The 17,186-nt window shown below is 42.8% G+C and carries 10 protein-coding genes; 4 read left to right on the forward strand and 6 right to left on the reverse strand.

The genetic code is table 11. The features are described from left to right. Positions 1-1,881 (reverse strand): PAS domain S-box protein (locus OGM63_RS03050; RefSeq protein ID WP_263744035.1); only part of this gene is annotated, 1,881 nt, incomplete at its 3' end. A 67-nt stretch (positions 1,882-1,948) separates the two neighbouring features. On the opposite strand from OGM63_RS03050, the gene OGM63_RS03055 reads away from it, so the two are divergent. Next, positions 1,949-2,080 carry a hypothetical protein gene (locus OGM63_RS03055; RefSeq protein ID WP_263744036.1) on the forward strand — a complete coding sequence of 44 codons (132 nt, stop codon included), beginning with the start codon at positions 1,949-1,951 and terminating at the stop codon, positions 2,078-2,080. A gap of 153 nt (positions 2,081-2,233) precedes the next feature. On the opposite strand, the gene OGM63_RS03060 is transcribed toward OGM63_RS03055, so the two are convergent. Further along, positions 2,234-2,647 carry a TIGR02391 family protein gene (locus OGM63_RS03060; RefSeq protein ID WP_263744037.1) on the reverse strand — a complete coding sequence of 138 codons (414 nt, stop codon included), beginning with the start codon at positions 2,645-2,647 and terminating at the stop codon, positions 2,234-2,236. Positions 2,648-3,047: 400 nt separating this feature from the next. Then, positions 3,048-3,884 (reverse strand): diaminopimelate epimerase, encoded by an 837-nt coding sequence (gene dapF, locus OGM63_RS03065; RefSeq protein WP_263744038.1) that lies wholly within the window; start codon positions 3,882-3,884, stop codon positions 3,048-3,050. Between the two features lie 69 nt (positions 3,885-3,953). On the opposite strand from dapF, the gene OGM63_RS03070 reads away from it, so the two are divergent. The 3 genes from OGM63_RS03070 to OGM63_RS03080 all read left to right on the forward strand — a co-directional run bounded on the left by OGM63_RS03070 (position 3,954) and on the right by OGM63_RS03080 (position 5,194). Beyond that, positions 3,954-4,169: an Hfq-related RNA-binding protein gene (locus OGM63_RS03070; RefSeq protein ID WP_318528394.1), complete on the forward strand. Its 216-nt coding sequence runs from the start codon at positions 3,954-3,956 to the stop codon at positions 4,167-4,169. 85 nt (positions 4,170-4,254) lie between these two features. Continuing rightward, the gene (locus OGM63_RS03075; RefSeq protein WP_263744039.1) at positions 4,255-4,761 is read left to right on the forward strand and encodes a DUF1993 domain-containing protein; all 507 of its coding nucleotides are present in this window, start codon (positions 4,255-4,257) and stop codon (positions 4,759-4,761) included. Between the two features lie 181 nt (positions 4,762-4,942). Further along, entirely contained in the window at positions 4,943-5,194 is a 252-nt protein-coding gene (locus OGM63_RS03080; protein ID WP_263744044.1) for a HigA family addiction module antitoxin, read from the forward strand. 166 nt (positions 5,195-5,360) lie between these two features. Here the strand turns inward: OGM63_RS03080 and OGM63_RS03085 are convergent, their stop codons facing one another. The 3 genes from OGM63_RS03085 to OGM63_RS03095 all read right to left on the reverse strand — a co-directional run. Next, positions 5,361-11,060: a CHAT domain-containing protein gene (locus OGM63_RS03085; protein WP_263744040.1), complete on the reverse strand. Its 5,700-nt coding sequence runs from the start codon at positions 11,058-11,060 to the stop codon at positions 5,361-5,363. Positions 11,061-11,719: 659 nt separating this feature from the next. Then, positions 11,720-14,029 (reverse strand): cation:proton antiporter domain-containing protein, encoded by a 2,310-nt coding sequence (locus OGM63_RS03090; RefSeq protein ID WP_263744041.1) that lies wholly within the window; start codon positions 14,027-14,029, stop codon positions 11,720-11,722. Positions 14,030-14,100: 71 nt separating this feature from the next. Then, positions 14,101-17,186, reverse strand: a 3,086-nt coding sequence (locus OGM63_RS03095; protein ID WP_263744042.1) for an ATP-binding protein, incomplete at its 5' end; no start/stop codon positions are given.

Here is a 17,186-nt window from a genome sequence, read left to right on the forward strand (position 1 = left end):
CCCATTCCCCACTCCCCTAGTTTTGAGTAAATTTTCTAGCACCATCAAATTACCCATGACTGAAGTTCGCATATCGTGAGAAACTGTGTGTAACAAAACATCTTTAACTCGATTGATTTCTTGCAGTTCCTGCATTTTCTGCTGTAACTGAGCGGTACGTTCTTCAACTTGTTGTTCTAAATTGGTGTTGAGTGCTGCCAATTCTTGGTATAGTTGAGCTTGTTGAATGGCGATCGCTAACTGTTCTGACATTTGCTTTAGTAAATCAATTTCCATTTGATGCCAATGGCGAGGATGAGAGCATTGGTTAGCAATCAACGCTCCAAAGAATTCACCATTTAACATAATTGGGACTGCTAAAGTCGCCCGCGTTTGAAATTGTTGATAATGTGCTTTTAATTTGGGAGATACATCAATTTGCTCGATATCCTCCACCAGACGCACGCAATTAGTTGTCAGTAGCCTTTTCATTTCTTGCATGACAACTGGATCTTTAATCTTGCAGCCTATAACTGATGAATACTTTGGATCTACTGATTCAGCGAGAATTCTGCCTTCAAAGTTACCATCATTTAGACCAATAAAAACTCGGTCTGCTTGCAAAAATTGCCGAACTTCGTTTACAGTAGTTTGGAGAATTTGGTCTAAATTTAGAGAAGTGCGGATTCGGGCTAAAGTTTCCCTTAACAAGCGATCGCGCTGTGATGTCAATTGTAATTGCGCTTCTGTTCGCTTCGGTTCTGTGATATCATGATTGACAGACAAAATGTAACGCTCACCATTAAAATCAACAATTTCGGCGGAAACCGTTCCAAAACCAAGTTCCCCAGACTTTTTTCTAAATTCAAATTCCAGATTGCGAACCGCTCCTTTGGAATGCAACCCATCCAATAATTTTTGGCGATCGCTTTGGTTGACCCAAATATTCAACTCAAAAGCAGTACGTCCAATCGCTTCTTCTCGTTCATAACCTGAGAGTTCCACAAAACTGTCGTTAACTTCTATGAAGCGTCCATCTTCCAGCGTGCTGATGGTAATTGGATTTGGACTGCAACGAAAAGCCTTAGAAAACTTTTCTGCCAAATTTTCCAACTCAATTTCTGCTTGTTTGCGTTCGGTAATATCACGGACAAGAGCTAAAACTTCATCTTGTCCGCTGACTACCAACCGTGCTTCATAATTTCGCATACCTTCATGGGTTGATAGTTGATATTCTAGAGATTGTAAAGTTTGAGATTCCAAAGTTTTGGCGATCGCATCAAGGCTATTATTCGCAACATCATCAGGCAATAAATCCCGCAAATTGTTACCGATGATATTTTCTGGGGGAATAGCCTTCAAAGCACCATCACCCTTAAAATCGAGATACTCGCCATCTCGACTGATGCGAAACATTAAATCGGGGATAGCATCTAAAATTGCTTTATAACGCGCTTCACTCTCAAGCAATTTTGATTCTGCTTGCTTCCTATCTGTGATATCCATCAGCAAGCCATCCCAAAGAATATCACCTTTAGCTTGTCTTTCCGGACGAGAAGCACCTTGAATCCACTTAAGTTTACCACTAGGGGTAATAATGCGCCCAGACCATTGCCAAGGTGTCAAAGTAGAGGCAGAATATCTGACAGATTCTTCAAACGCGATCGCATCTTGGGGATGAATCAGTTTGTGTAATATTTGAAAGTCTGCTTGCACAACTTCTGATTCTAATTCAAATATTTCTCGACAGCCAGAACTCGCATAAAGAACGAACTGCGAACCATCTTGCTGTTGAAGGAATTGAAAAATCATTCCTGGTAAATTTGCCGCAATTTTTTCTAGCAGCGGCAAAGCTTGTTGATGAAAATCTGGTGTACATGGCATTTTCACAGTTTGATTCACTTTATAACCCTTTTATACATCAGGAGAGGAAAGCACATTAGCCTCTTCTTCAGGGTAATTCTAATAGATGCGATCGCATTCACCCGATTGGATGAATCACTTACATCACGATGAGTTTAAGGAAATTTCTCGTCTGCTGCACAAGCGATCGGTACGGACGACATATCAAAAATTTGGCTTTGCACCCATTGTGCCATAAACCGTAGAGACGTTCTGGACCGAACGTCTCTACAAACTGTTGGATAATTAGGGCTAATAACTTTTTTGACGTACAATTAAAATAAATTATTATTTGGCAAGTTTTGTCGCGTTTAAATAAACGACTTAAGTCGTGACGTGCGATAATTAATCTTTAGGAGCGTTCATACTGAATATTGACGCTATTTTGAATGCGATTGATGAGATAATCGATAAATACAATGATGGCATAAGCTGTAGTTTCATCATCCAAACATTCAGTATGAATTCGAGAATTTCTAATCCCCTGCCATATTCCCTCTAGAATTTTCTCAAATCCGATTTGTTCATACACTTCACCAACAGTATTCATGCTATTGACCTTAACCAGTGGTTTCGGCATTCCGAACACCTCATTGATGCAGTCAAAATTAGCTGTGATTTGGGACGTGTCTAAATCAGCTTTAAGCTTAATCCACTCTTCTAATTTAAATGTAGCTGCAAGGATTGCATCTCTATAAAGTCCGCATTCGTATTTGGGTTTGACAATTTGATAAAGAAAGGGGGAAATTATTGGTTCGAGATTCATACTTCATTTATCCCTGATACCAGAGAAATAAATATTTGATTATGCGTGCTTATTTAGAGAATATAGAATAAACAATAAAATATAAAGATGTGATGATAAAAAGATAATGCTAATCAAGAAATAGTGTATATAGCTAATATGTCAGTTTGAAAATTGACACATTGACTTTAGACAACAGCTTCAGCCGATAATGATTGTCAAGCTGTACTTCTAAGTGAAAATATTTTGAAATGGAACCCCCTTCTCTTCTCCTGACACATTGGCTTTGCCAACGAGAGGATTTGCCAACGCACAACGTCTCCGACAGGAGAAGACCCTAAGGACGGAAAAGAAATTATTTGTGCCTGTTGAATATTTTCTTTTTGTCCTAGTGTCTTAATGGTTGATGAAATCTTTTAAGTTATAGTAAACCTGCGAAAACTTTTTCAGATGGTCCTGTCATATAAAGCCGCTGGTCGTCTGCCCATTCAATTAACAACAGTCCACCAGGAAGTTCAACAGTAGCTGTGCGATCGCACTTTCCGGTCAACACGACCGCAACCAACGTTGCACAAGCACCAGTCCCGCAAGCTAAAGTGATACCTGCACCTCTTTCCCATACTCGCATTTTCACGTAGTCACGGCGCACTACTTCCACAAATTCGGTATTTATCCGTTGGGGAAAAGCTGGGTGATGCTCAAACTCAGGACCAATTGTTTCTAGAGAAATTGCCGCTACATCTTCGACAAAGGTGATGCAGTGAGGATTTCCCATACTCACACAGGTGACATCCCAAGATTTACCCGCAACAATCAACGGAACATTAATTACCTTTTGGTCAGCATTAGCTAAGGTTGTGGGAATTTCCCCAGCGAGTAACCGGGGAAGACCCATATCTACCTTAACTTGACCATCGGGCATCAGTTGAGGCGTAATCACCCCAGCAAGGGTATGAATTTGGTATTTATCTTTATTTCGAGATTCACCCTCTAAATCAGCTACAAAGCCCGCAAAGCAGCGAATCCCGTTACCGCACATTTCCGGTTCCGAACCATCGGAGTTGAAAATCCGCATCGTGTAATCAGTGTTGTTTTCTCCAGGCAAGGCAAAAATAACACCATCAGCACCGATACCAAAGTGGCGATCGCACAATTTGACTGCTTCCTCTGGAGTGATGACTGGGGTTGATGACGAGCGATTGTCAATCAAAATAAAGTCATTGCCCAAACCGTGATACTTAGTAAATTCGATTGCCATTTCTCCAAGGATGAATTATCAAGGATTAGTTACTCTTTATTTTGCCTTATAGGTTCATCTTTACGAAAAATGATTACTCAATTTGACACCTCATTACCCAGTATTAGACAAGTTCAAAACCTGATTAAACAAACGATACCAGTAGAATTCAAGCTGCTGACTGGTGATGTGCTGACGGGAAGAGTTTTATGGCAAGATGCACATTGTATCTGTATTGCCGATGAAAACAGCCAGCAAACCACAGTTTGGAAACAAGCGATCGCCTATACTAAGCCCAAGAGTTAGTATCGGAATCATTTTTGATTTCTGAGCAAAACTAGGAGACAATACGGAGGGATATATCTGTCTAACAATTTCTGGAGAAATATCAATGAATATTTCAATGTATCAAGCTTCAGTACCAGTGTGTATTCGCTCACTGAAGAACCTTGTAAATATCCTTGAAAAAGGTGCTACATATGCAGAAACCAAAAAGATAGATCCGCATGTGTTGGTCAATAGTCGTCTATTCCCAGATATGTATCCATTGTCAAGACAAGTGCAAATTGCCTCTGACATAGCAAAAAGAGGTGCCGCACAATTAGCAGGCACAGAAGCACCCCCGTTTGAGGACAATGAAACTACATTGCCCGAACTTATTGACCGCGTTCAGAAAACTATCTCTTATTTAGACACATTTAAACCCGAACAAATTGATGGTTCGGAAGAGAAAACAATTACCCTTCAGGTGGGTCAAAACAGCCTAACTTTTCAAGGAATGCCATTTCTGTTATATTTTGTTTTGCCAAACGTTTATTTCCATGTCACAACAACCTATGACATTCTCAGACACTGCGGTGTAGAACTTGGCAAAAAAGACTTCCTCGGTAAGCCTTAACGCTCCGCAATAACAAAGAGCGATCGCACTACCTGGATGCTTCGGGTGCTAGGGAAGCGATCGCTCTACTTGGACTTTATTTCCCAAGTTTTCAATAAAGTATTGCATGGAAATAATTATGGACAACAACCGTCTGCCAAATATACATCCTGGTGAAATCCTGCAACGATAATTTTTAGAACTGCTAAATATTACCCCCTATCGGTTGAGCAAAGATATAGGTGTAGCTCAAACGCGAATTAGTGAGATTTTATCTGGGAAACGCAGTATTACAGCAGATACAGCTTTGCGTCTATCTCACTATTTTGGTAACAGCGCTCAGTTTTGGTTGAATTTACAAACGCAATACGATATACGCCAAGCTCTTGAAGAGAATGCAGAAGTATATAATCAAATAACTATGAACTATGCGTTGCCCAAAACCCTTGATTAGACGTAGCAGTGCTACGTCTCTACATCTTTTTCACTCCTATGCCTATTAGTCCGCGCAGGCGGACGAGCGTTTGTGTAGCCGCGATTTTAATCGTCGGGGTTTCATTATGACTTTGGGCAGAGAAGAGCGTTAACGGGTCGGGTGCAGCAAGCCCTACGTATTTGTGTCAACGCCACTCACCTTGTAAAGTGAAAGCAGACCAATAATAAGGGTTTTGCAATTTCGAGTCTTGCCATAATTTTAATTGTGCGCCACGCAAAGCAACTGTAGGTGATTTTCCCTGCTTCAACATTTGGGTGTAAAATTGTTGCATCAATTCTGCCGTTCCCGCATCATCAACTTGCCAAAGTGATACGGCAACACGTTCAGCACCTGCATACATCAATGCTCTTGTCAAGCCTACTAAACCTTCACCTTTGACATTTTTACCCAAACCGGTTTCACAAGCACTAAGTACTACTAAATCAGCTCCAAAGTCAAGGTTAAAAATATCACCTAATTGTAGATAACCTTTATTCGCGGGTTTACCTTGTTTGTCTACAAGAGATAAAACGATTCCTGATAGTTCTGGATTCTTGGGGTCAGCAAAGCCGTGGGTAGCAAAATGTAGAAAGCGATATTGTGAAAGTTGTTTATTTGTTACCCAGTTGTAGTTAGCATCAAAATCAAAAGCTTGGAGATTATTAGAAGATGGTATGATACTTAAAATGGCTGTTGCTTCAGTGCGTGTACTTTTAATTCTTTCCCAGCCATTGCGATTAAGATTTTTTGCCCCACGCTTCAAGTCGGATTGCTCTATCTGACCGCGAAGGTCAAGGTTATCAACAATACTTGTAGGTTTGCCAGTGATTCGCTCATCCTTACCTTCAAATACTGGATCGGCAAGCACTGCGAGGGTAAGGGGAGCGGTTTTGCGTCCTTTGAGGGCTTGTCTTTGGGTTGCAACTGCTGTAACCGAAGGCAAATTAACTATTTCATGATTGACTATCAGAGGTTGATAAACCTCCGTCTCGGAAATAGCGCGTTTTGTAGAGACGTTCCGACGGAACGTCTCTACATCATTCAATGCCGCAAAAGGAATCTTCTGTAATTCCCCATCAGCGACAATCACCAAACGCTTTTTCCCCAACTTGTCAGCTACAGGTGCAAGAATAATTTGACTCAGTTTAGTTGCAGAAGAAGCCGTATTTTTCAAAGCTTGAGCTTTTTGTTCTGGGGAGAATTGGTTACATGTTCTTAATTTCTGACATTTAATTAAAGTTTCTCTAAATGGAGTGACTGCTTTCTCTATCTCTTCGCGTTTGGGGAGTTCGTAGGTGTCGATGGAGTTGGGAGTTACAGCCCAAAGATAACTGTGATCTTTGCCTAAAGAATATTCTAATAACAGTGTGTCTTTATCGAGTTGTTGCTGAATTTGCGGTAAGTTCAGAGGCTGAGGATATTGTAGCGCTGCGTATTTCGGGCTATTAGTGCGGATTTTGGTTTCTAATTCTTTCTGTTGGGTGAGGAGAGTTTCAAGTTCTTTTTTAAAGTTAATGAGTGCGGTTTGGGTTTGTGGCTTGCTAGGTAATTCTTGTATTAGTTTTTGTCTAGCTTCAATTTTTAAGTGCAAGTCCTTTTCTTCTTTCAGAAGTTCGGGGTTAACATCTTTACGAATATTAGCTTTAGCTTCGGTTAATAGTTCAATTAAACCACGAGCGCGAGAACTTTCACTGGCGTGGAGTGCTTCGGCGTTATATCCTTTTGATGGGTCTTTTTTGTGCAGTTGCATCAACAAGTCGATGTAGAATTTGTAAACGTCCTGTTGAGAAGCAAAGTAGGATGTTCGCAAGTCTTGGCTATCAACTTTAGTGCGTAAATCTTCGATGATTTTGATTGCTGCTTGGATTTGGGTTAGTGCTTGTTGGAGGTTGCCTTTGTCGCGTTCTACAGAAGCGATATTATAAAGGGTGCTAGCTTCTTGCATCTTATCGCCGACTTGCCGCAACAACGGTAGTGACTGATTGTAGAAGTTAAGAGCTTTTTGCTTGTTGCCTAAATCATTGTAGACTGAGCCAATATTCTTGAGAGTGACAGCTTCTGGCTGTTTACCGCCCACTTGCCGCGACAACGGTAGTGACTGATTGAAGTATTTGAGGGCTTGTTGCTTGTCGCCTAAATCTTTATAGACTAAGCCAATATTGTTGAGAGTGCCAGCTTCCTCTGTTTTATCGCCCACTTGCCGCGATAAGGGTAGTGACTGATTGAAGTATTTGAGGGCTTGTTGCTTGTCGCCTAAATCTGAGTAGACGTTGCCAATACCCGTGAGAGTGTTAGCTTCCCCACCTTTATCGCCTACTTTGCGCCTTAAGGGTAATGCCTGATTGAAGTATTTGAGGGCTTGTTGCTTGTCGCCTAAACTATCGTAGACTGAGCCAATATTGCTGAGGGTAGTAGCCTGCCCCGCTTTATCGCCCACTTGCTGCAATAAGAGTAGTGACTGATTGTAGAAGCAGAAGGCTTGTTGGTTCTCGCCTAAACCTGAGTAAACGTTGCCAATATTATTGAGAGTGATAGCCTTCCCCGCTTTATCGCCTACTTTGCGCCTTAAGGGTAATGCCTGATTGAAGTATTTGAGGGCTTGTTGCTTGTCACCTAAACTATCGTAGACTGAGCCAATATTGTTGAGAATAGTAGCCTCCCCCCCCTTATCGCCCACTTGCTGCGATAAGGGAAGTGACTGATTGAAGTATTTCAGAGCCTGTTGCTTCTTGCCTAAACCTGAGTAAACGTTGCCAATATTGTTGAGAGTGGTAGCCTCCCCCCCTTTATCGCCTACTTTGCGCTTTAAGGAAAGTGCCTGATTGTAGAAGTTGAGGGCTTGTTGCTTCTCGCCTAAATTATTGTAGACACCGCCAATATTGTTGAGAGTGCTAGCAACGCCAGCTTTATCGCCCACCTGCCGCGTTAAAAGTAGTGACTGATTGAAGTAGTTGAGGGCTTGTTGCTTGTCGCCTAAACTATCGTAGACTGTGCCAATATTGTTGAGAGTGGCAGCTTCCCCCCCTTTATCGCCTACTTTCTGCGATAAAGGTAGTGACTGATTGAAGTATTTGAGGGCTTGTTGCTTGTCGCCTAAACTATCGTAGACTGAGCCAATATTGCTGAGAGTGTTAGCTTCTTGCCTCTTATCGCCCACTTGCCGCGTTAAAAGTAGTGACTGATTGTAGTAGTTGAGGGCTTGTTGCTTCTCGCCTAAACTATCGTAGACTGAGCCTATATTGTTGAGAGTGGTAGCTTCCCCCCGTTTATCACCCACTTGCTGAGATAAGTCTAGTGAATGATTTAAGTATTTAATAGCTTGTTGCTTGTCGCCTAAATCTGAGTATACTGAGGCAATATTGTTGAGAGTGCTAGCAACGCCAGCTTTATCGCCCACCTGCTGCTTTAAGGGTAGTGCCTGATTAAAGTATTTGAGGGCTTGTTGCTTGTCACCTAAATCTGAGTAGACACTGCCAATATTGCCAAGGGTGCGAGCAACCCCAGCTTTATCGCCCACTTGCTGGGATAAGGGAAGTGACTGATTGTAGTATTTCAGAGCTTGTTGCTTCTCGCCTAAGTCTGAGTATACTAAACCAATATTGTTGAGAGTGCGAGCTTCCTGTGCTTTATCGCTCACTTGCTGGGATAAGGGAAGTGACTGATTAAAGAAGTTGAGGGCTTGTTGCTTGTCGCCTAAATCGTCGTAGACTGAGCCAATATTGTTGAAAGTGCTAGCTTCGCCGGTTCTATCGTGCAGTTGCTGCCATAAGGGTAGTGCCTGATTGTAGTATTTGAGGGCTTGTTGTTTGTCGCCCAAATCTGAGTAGACACTGCCAATATTATTGAGGGTGGCAGCAACGCCAGCCTTATCGCCGACTTGCTGCCTCAAGGGTAGTGCCCGATTGAAGAAGTTGAGGGCTTGTTGCTTCTCGCCTAAATCTGAGTAGACTGAGCCAATATTGCCAAGGGTGCGAGCTTCCCCCGTTTTATCGCTTACTTGCCGGGATAAGGGTAGTGACTGATTAAAGAAGTTGAGGGCTTGTTGCTTGTCGCCTAAATCTGAGTAGACTGTGCCAATATTGTTGAGGGTGATAGCTTCCCCCGCTTTATTGCCCACAAGCCGACTCAAGGGAAGTGACTGATTGTAGTATTTGAGGGCTTGTTGCTTCTCGCCTAAGTCTGAGTATACTAAACCAATATTGTTGAGAGTGCGAGCTTCCTGTGCTTTATCACTCACTTGCCGCGATAAGGGCAGTGACTGATTGTAGTATTTGAGAGCTTGTTGCTTCTCGCCTAAATCTGAGTAAACTTTGCCAATATTGCTGAGGGTGATAGCTTCCTGTGCTTTATTACCCACAAGCCGACTCAAGGGAAGTGACTGATTGTAGAAGTTGAGGGCTTGTTGCTTCTCGCCTAAGTCTGAGTAAACTTTGCCAATATTGTTGAGAGTGCTAGCTTCGCCTGTTCTATCGTGCAGTTGCTGCCATAAGGGTAGTGCCTGATTGTAGTATTTAAGGGCTTGTTGTTTGTCGCCCAAATCTGAGTAGACACTGCCAATATTGTTAACAGTAGTAGCTTCTTGCTTCTTATCGTCCACTTGCCGCGATAAGGGTAGTGACTGATTAAAGAAGTTGAGGGCTTGTTGCTTGTCGCCTAAATCACTGTAGACTAAGCCAGTATTGTTAAGGGTGATAGCTTCTTGCTTCTTATCGTCCACTTGCCGCGATAAGGGTAGTGACTGATTGTAGAAGTTCAGGGCTTGTTGCTTGTCGCCTAAATCGTTGTAGACTTTGCCAATATTATTAAGGGTGCGAGCTTCCCCCGCTTTATTACCCAGAAGCCGCCACAAGGGTAATGACTGATTGTAATACTTGAGAGCTTGTTGCTTCTCGCCTAAATCGTCGTAGATTCTACCGATACTAAGGAGTGTAGGGGCTTCCCAGTTTTTCTCGCCCACTTTCTGCCATAAGGATAGTGACTGGTTGTAGTATTTGAGGGCTTGTTGCTTTTCGCCTAAGTCTGAGTAGACACTGCCAATATTGTTAAGGGTGAAAGCTTCTTGCTTCTTATCGTCCACTTGCCGCGATAAGGGTAGTGACTGATTAAAGAAGTTGAGAGCTTGTTGCTTGTCGCCTAAACCTTTGTAGACACTACCAATATTGTTGAGGGTGAGAGCTTCTCCCCGTTTATCACCCAGAAGCCGCCACAAGGGTAGTGACTGATTGTAGAATTTGAGGGCTTGTTGCTTCTCGCCTAAATCGTCGTAGACACTGCCGATACTAAGAAGTGTGAGAGCTTCCAACTTTTTCTCGCCCACTTTCTGCCATAAGGATAGTGACTGATTGTAATAGTTGAGGGCTTGTTGCTTGTCGCCTAAATTGTCGTAGACTAAGCCAATATTGTTGAGAGTGATAGCTTCTTGCTTCTTATCGTCCACTTGCCGCGATAAAGGTAGTGATTGATTGAAGTATTTGAGGGCTTGTTGCTTATCGCCTAAATCTGAGTAGACTGTGCCAATAACTCTAAGAATGATAGCAAGGCGAGCTTTATCGCCCACTTTCTGCCACAAGGGTAGTGCTTGTTTCCATTTCTCAAGTGCCGATCGCAGTGATTCTGCTGTGCCTTGCTTATACAGTTTAAATCCCTCATCAAAGAGGCGTTGAGCCGCTGCGCGAGTTGCTTGTTGTGAAGTAGTTTCCTGTTGCTCTGCTATCTGCACACTCGTGCTGCCAGTCGCTGCCACCGATGATAAAAAGACGACATTGAATAATAAAATTAAACTATAGCGGGTAAAACTGGGTAGCAAGCACCAGAAAATTCGCTGAGATTTTGCACCTTTATTCATTCTTCAGCCTTAATAAGTTATTAGTTTAAGCAAGAATCCCGCCGGCACGAATCCTGCTATAAGAAAATAATTTAATTTACTTCAGAGAAATCACTGAAGTTTCATTGTTATCTTACAGGCATTCTGAAATAGATATGCGATCCGTTTCTGATTTTGTAACGATGTGGAGGATCTGACAGAGCGCGTTTTTGAATGCAGGGGGATATTTTGGCAAAACATTGCGATGTTTTGACTTAACGTTGCAATGTTTTGCCTTAACATCACGATGTTTTGACTTAACGTTGCAATGTTTTGCCTTAACATCACGATGTTTTGACTTAACATTGCAATGTTTTGCCTTAACATCACGGTGTTTTGACTTAACATTGCAATAGACATCTCCAAAAATCAACTATGCGTTGTCCGAAATCCTTGTAGAGACGATTCTGTGCTACGTCTCTACATTCTTTTCCGGAGATGTCTAATATGTTAAGCTAACGTCGCGATGTTTTGGCATTACAGGTATTGCTAAACTTAATTCGTGCTCGGATTAAGGAAATGCTCTATTTAATCAGATTCACAACAAATAAATGCAAAGTCGGTAATCTGACAGGGAATCTCACAAGCGATCGCATTTTAAAATGTAGGGAATGCGATCGCATTGCAGACGACAGATAAAACTATTTGAGTGCTTCGGTTTCACCGGCTTTGACAACTGGGATGGACAGCTGTACTGGTTTAATAGGCGCCAGCAACTCTTGTAGTTGATTTAAATTCGCCAAGCTACCGCACAAAAGCACTTGGTCGTGAGTTCGCAAGTCCATGTTACCATCAGGAAAGCGGATAAATTTGCCATCTCGCCGTATTGCTTGCACTTGTACGCCATATTCGCGGCGAATATCCAGATTAACCAAAGTTTTAGCGAGAAATGGACAATCGGCGTTGACATTCATCCACTGACAAGCGCTATTTTCTCCAGGTATAGCAGCTTTACCTTTAGCGAATTCATCCAAAGCGGCGAATTCTTCATCTGCGCCAACTATTAATAGGCGATCGCCTTCTGCCAATATTGTACCAGTTGGCGGATAATCTATTTCTTCACCGTTGGTGCGGCGAATTGCCATCAAACTCACTCCTGTTAAATAGCGCATATCCGCTTCTTCTAAAGTCATACCGACCAAGGGCGAAGCTGATGGTAAACTATACCAGCGGCGATTTAAATCTTGAGTTGCTTGCTGTAAATCGCGCTGTACTTCAGATGCTGATTGTTCTGGTCGCAAATCTAAATAATGACGTTCGCGAATTTCCTGCATTTCTCGCTGAATTACAGTTGGTGACAAATTTAAGCCTGTTAATAAATAAGTTGCCATTTCCAAACTTGCTTCAAACTCTGGTTGGACAACTTCTCTGGCACCGAGTTGGTAAAGCACCTCAATATCTTTATCTTTGGGAGCCCGAACAACCAAATCTAATTCTGGGGATAATTCCAAAGCGCGTTTTAAACAAAGACGAGTACTCATGGGGTCAGGAAGTGCGATCGCCATACATGAAGCACTGTTAACTCCTGCCGTTTCTAAAACATGGAAACTCACGCAATTACCATACACATAAGGCACACCCGCCTCCCGCAGCTGCTGAATTCTACTTTCTGATTGGTCTATCACCACCATCGGCAAATCGTGTTGCTGCAACAACTTTACCAAATTTTTGCCCACGCGCCCATAACCGCAGATTACCACATGGTCTTTTATTGGTAGCTCTTCTGATACATCCAGTGGCTGACCTTCACCGTCTAAATAGGGTTTCAGCCAAGGCATTGATTCAGCAAAGTTGAATAAAAACGGCACTAACCGCAGCACAAAAGGCGTAATGATTAATGTTACCGCTGTCGTTCCCAAAGTCAGTAAATATATCCTTTGGGATACCAACCCTAGCGCTCGTCCTTCACTAGCAAGCACAAAGGAAAATTCCCCTATTTGCGCTAGTCCCAACCCAACAATTAACGCGGTTTTTAACGGGTAGCGGAATAGCATAACGAGCGGTGTAATAATCAAAAACTTACCGACAAATACCAGCGCTACCAGCCCCAAAATCAATTCGAGGTTGTTCCACAAAAACACCGGATCGATTAACATCCCAATTGAAGCAAAGAACAAACTAGCAAAGATATCCCGCAGCGGTTCTACATAAGTTAAAGTTTGATCGGCGTATTCCACCTCCGAAATCATCAAGCCGGCGACAAACGCCCCCATTTCAATGGAAAGCCCCATATACTCGGTTAGCAGGGCAATACCCAAACACAGCGCTACTACCCCTAATAAAAATAGCTCTCGGCTTTCGGTACGGGCTAGGAGTCGCAACAAAGGGGGTATTAGCCAAATTCCTGCGGCGATCGCACCAGCAGCAAATAAGCTAATTCGCGCCAATGCTGTTAATACTGCTATACCAATGGTTTCTGGTGGTTGATCGAGAGCCGGTAAAACTGCTATCATTAGTCCCAGCGCCAAGTCCTGAACTACCAAAATACCCAGCATCACTTGTCCGTGGGGCGTTTCCGTTTCGTTGCGCTCCATCAAGCACTTGAGGACAACTGCGGTAGAAGATAAAGAGAGAATTGCTCCCAAAAAGACGCCTTTAGCAGGTAAGACTCCCCAGGCACCTGTGACGCCACATACCAAAACCGTGACTAGAATTGTGAGGGTAATTTGCGCGGTGCCTCCTCCAAGAGCGATCGCTCGCACTTTTTTCAGTTCCGCTAAGGAGAACTCTACCCCCAAAGCAAATAACAAAAAGGCAACACCGAACTGTGCCAGAGTTTCTACTTGAACAACTTCTTTTATCAGTCCCAGTCCGGTTGGTCCGACGATCATGCCGCCGATGAGATACCCTAATAACACGGGTTGTCCTAACAATGCTGCCAACAGTCCCCCACAGGCAGCGACGCCGAAAACTGACACTAAGTCAACTATTAATCTAAAATCTTCTTGCACTTTTGAAAATAACTATTAAGAGTCATTAAATTAGCATACAAAGTTTTACCTATCGAAAGCGAGGTCAACACTCAAGGAGTTGTTCTGTTTGTTTGTCCCAATTTGGCGTTGAGTAGTGGCAGAATCAGAGTGAATTTCGCGCCTTTGCCTTCACCAGCACTTTCTACATCAACAGTACCACCATGTAGTTCTACTAAATGACGCACGATTGATAATCCCAATCCTAATCCGCCGTGGGATCTGGTACTGGAACTATCTGCTTGACGAAAGCGATCGAAGACATAAGGTATAAATTCCGGTTTGATACCAATGCCTGTATCACTCACCGTAATTTCCACATGAGAATTAATTCGTTGCAAACCGACTTGCACCCGCCCACCTTCGGGTGTAAACTTAATTGCGTTGGATAGTAAATTCCAAATAATTTGCTGCAAGCGTCCAGAATCGCCAAAAATTAATTCAGTATTTTGGTTAATTGAAGTTTCGATGTGAATTTCTTTTGCATCAGCCGCTAGACGTAGAGAATCGAGTGCAGATTCAATAATCGGCACTAAATCGCAACTGCGGATGTGAAGACGCAATTTACCTCTAATCATCCGTGAGATATTTAGTAAGTCTTCAATGAGTTGTTTTTGTGCTCTAGCGTTGCGCTCGATTGTCTCTAAAGCTTTAGCGGTTTGAGTTTCGGTGAGCTTGCGTGGAGAACGCAGCATCTGTGCCCAACCGAGGATGGCGTTAAGGGGCGATCGCAATTCATGGGATAATATTGCGAGAAACTCATCTTTCATGCGATTTGCTTCTTTGAGCTCAAGAGTTTGCTGCTGCAAAGAAGTAATCAAGCTTGCTCTTTCCATTGCGATCGCTATCTGGTCACAAACCGCTTGCATCATCCCGATTTCATTTTGGCTAAAGCTATATTTACTACGACTGGCAAAGGAAAGTGTACCTAAAACTCGTCCTCGTGCGATCAACGGATAACTATAATAAGCGGTAATGCCAAGAGCACGAATCAGTTCTGTTTTCACATCCGTTGATTGTTGCACATTCTCTAAAGCAATTGGACGGCGTTCGAGAGCAACTGTACCGCACACCGCTTCCCCAAACTCTAAATACTCAATGTCTTTGGCAAGTTCTTCAGAAATACCACTATAAGAACTTAGCCGCAAGACTAACTGGTTTTCTGCAACTAAATAGTTAAAATAACCATCTAAACCAATTTGCTCGGCAAGTTTTTGAAATAAGCCATTAAGCAATTTTACTGGTTCTTGGCTCGATAGTAAATCGCTGGCTGTGTCAAATAAAAGTTGAAGCCTTTTATAACCTAATGAGAGCGCTTTTTCTACTTGTTTGAGGTTGGTGATGTCTTGAAATGTCAAGACGCAGGTAGCTTCCAGACCATGCATCGCTGGCAGAGTATCTGCATATATTAGCAGAGAACGGATTCCTTGAGGCGTGTGCCAGTTCAACTCTACCCCATCGAGACGTTCGCCACGAGCAACTCTTACCCCAGGTGCTTGAGAGTTGGCAATGGGATTTCCTGCCGCATCTGTGCTGTAATAAGTTGTGTAATAATCTTCCACGCATTCAGCTAAAGGAAATTTACCTCCAGCTAATTCGTCAGCAGCGCGATTAGCGAAAGTTACCCGTGCGGTTTTTGGTTCGATAAACAGCAAAGGCGTTGGCATTAAGTTTACAGCATCTTCTAGCCATTTTTGCTGATTTTGCAGAATTTCCTCGGCACGCTTGCGGACGGTGATGTCGTCAGTTACGCCGAGAATCTGGTAAATTTCACCTCGATCGTCGAGGATTGGCACATATTTGATGAGTGTAGTGCTGGTATAATCAGGTAAATTTATTGTGGCTTCTACGGTTTGTAAGGTGCGGGTTTCTTGTGCTTTTTTTAAAGTTGGTAAATAAGCGTTTGTAATGGACGGTGGAAAGATTTCCTCGTCAGTGCGTCCGAAAATTTCTGAGAGTGATTTATTAGTGCGTTGCAAACCCGCAGCGTTGACAAACTGCAATCGCAATTCGGCATCATATATACCAAACATATCGGGGATATTATCAATAGCCAAGCGAAATCTTTCTTCGCTGCGACGTAAGGCGGCTTCTGCACCAATGCGATCGCTCAAGTCTAAAATAAAAGCTACTGACTGTTCGCGGTTTTCTCCCAGCAAAGTGTAACCAATTACAACCGGGACGCGACTATTATCCGAACGAATATATTCTTTTTCATAAGGGGTACAAGCACCAGTTAATTTTGCCTCGGCGATGGCAATTTCATCCAAATACAGATATTCTGGTGGTGTGATGTCAATCCAGTCTATCTTCCCAGCTACTAAATCCTCACGCGTGTAGCCGATAATCCGCAAAAATTCGTCATTTGCTTGTAGAATACCCCCGTAAATGTCGCCAAAAAGAATGCCGATGATGTTAGCATCTACGAAACTACTCAGTTTTTGTTCATTTTCTTTCAGCGCTTCTATTGCGCGATCGCGTTCTAAGCTAAGGTGTTCAATTAGTGCTGCACTTTGCCAAATCAAAACGACGAAACTGACAATAACGATGATGGCAAACATTGACACTGCAAAAGCCGCATCATACTGTTTTTGCCGTTGACCTTCAACGATGAACCAGCCTAACACACAAGGAAGTGCGATCGCAGCAAATAATAAACGCCTCGCAAGCAACCCACCGTCACTATCACTTGTGACTACCCCCATGAACCCTTGCTCTGGATGAATCCAAACAATGCCTGCACAGACTACTATGAAGGTCAGTGCCGTCAGTAACGTCATAGATGTTGTGTAAGGAGCAACACCGTAAAGTACTTTGACGTTGTAGGCATAGCCGATGACAGCTTGTAAAGAAATCAAAGCAGCTATCAAGGCAAAAATTTGAGCATACCAAAAGCTACGGCGATTTTTTTGATCAATTATCAGTTCTATCGCTCTGCCAACCAGCACAAAATTCAATGCCGTGTTTAACCCCATTCGTCCAGGATAAAATGTTGTCACAGAAGACGACGAGTCACGCAACAGCAGTTCATCAATACCAATATTCCAACCGAACAGATATTCAATCAGCGTGAGCAAACCAATTAATATCACTGCTACTGAACATATTTTGGAAAGCCAGAAGGTGGGGGGATGAGGGG

It is taken from the genome of Plectonema radiosum NIES-515 (assembly GCF_025753815.1).
GTDB lineage: Bacteria > Cyanobacteriota > Cyanobacteriia > Cyanobacteriales > Nostocaceae > Hassallia > Hassallia radiosum_A.

What these genes read in the sequence shown, in the direction of transcription:
- dapF (WP_263744038.1), bottom strand. Translation starts at nt 3,884, where the DNA reads ATGGCAATCGAATTTACTAAGTATCACGGTTTGGGCAATGACTTTATT.
- OGM63_RS03075 (WP_263744039.1), top strand. Translation starts at nt 4,255, where the DNA reads ATGAATATTTCAATGTATCAAGCTTCAGTACCAGTGTGTATTCGCTCA.
- OGM63_RS03055 (WP_263744036.1), top strand. Translation starts at nt 1,949, where the DNA reads ATGCGATCGCATTCACCCGATTGGATGAATCACTTACATCACGATGAG.
- OGM63_RS03085 (WP_263744040.1), bottom strand. Translation starts at nt 11,060, where the DNA reads ATGAATAAAGGTGCAAAATCTCAGCGAATTTTCTGGTGCTTGCTACCC.
- OGM63_RS03060 (WP_263744037.1), bottom strand. Translation starts at nt 2,647, where the DNA reads ATGAATCTCGAACCAATAATTTCCCCCTTTCTTTATCAAATTGTCAAA.
- OGM63_RS03070 (WP_318528394.1), top strand. Translation starts at nt 3,954, where the DNA reads ATGATTACTCAATTTGACACCTCATTACCCAGTATTAGACAAGTTCAA.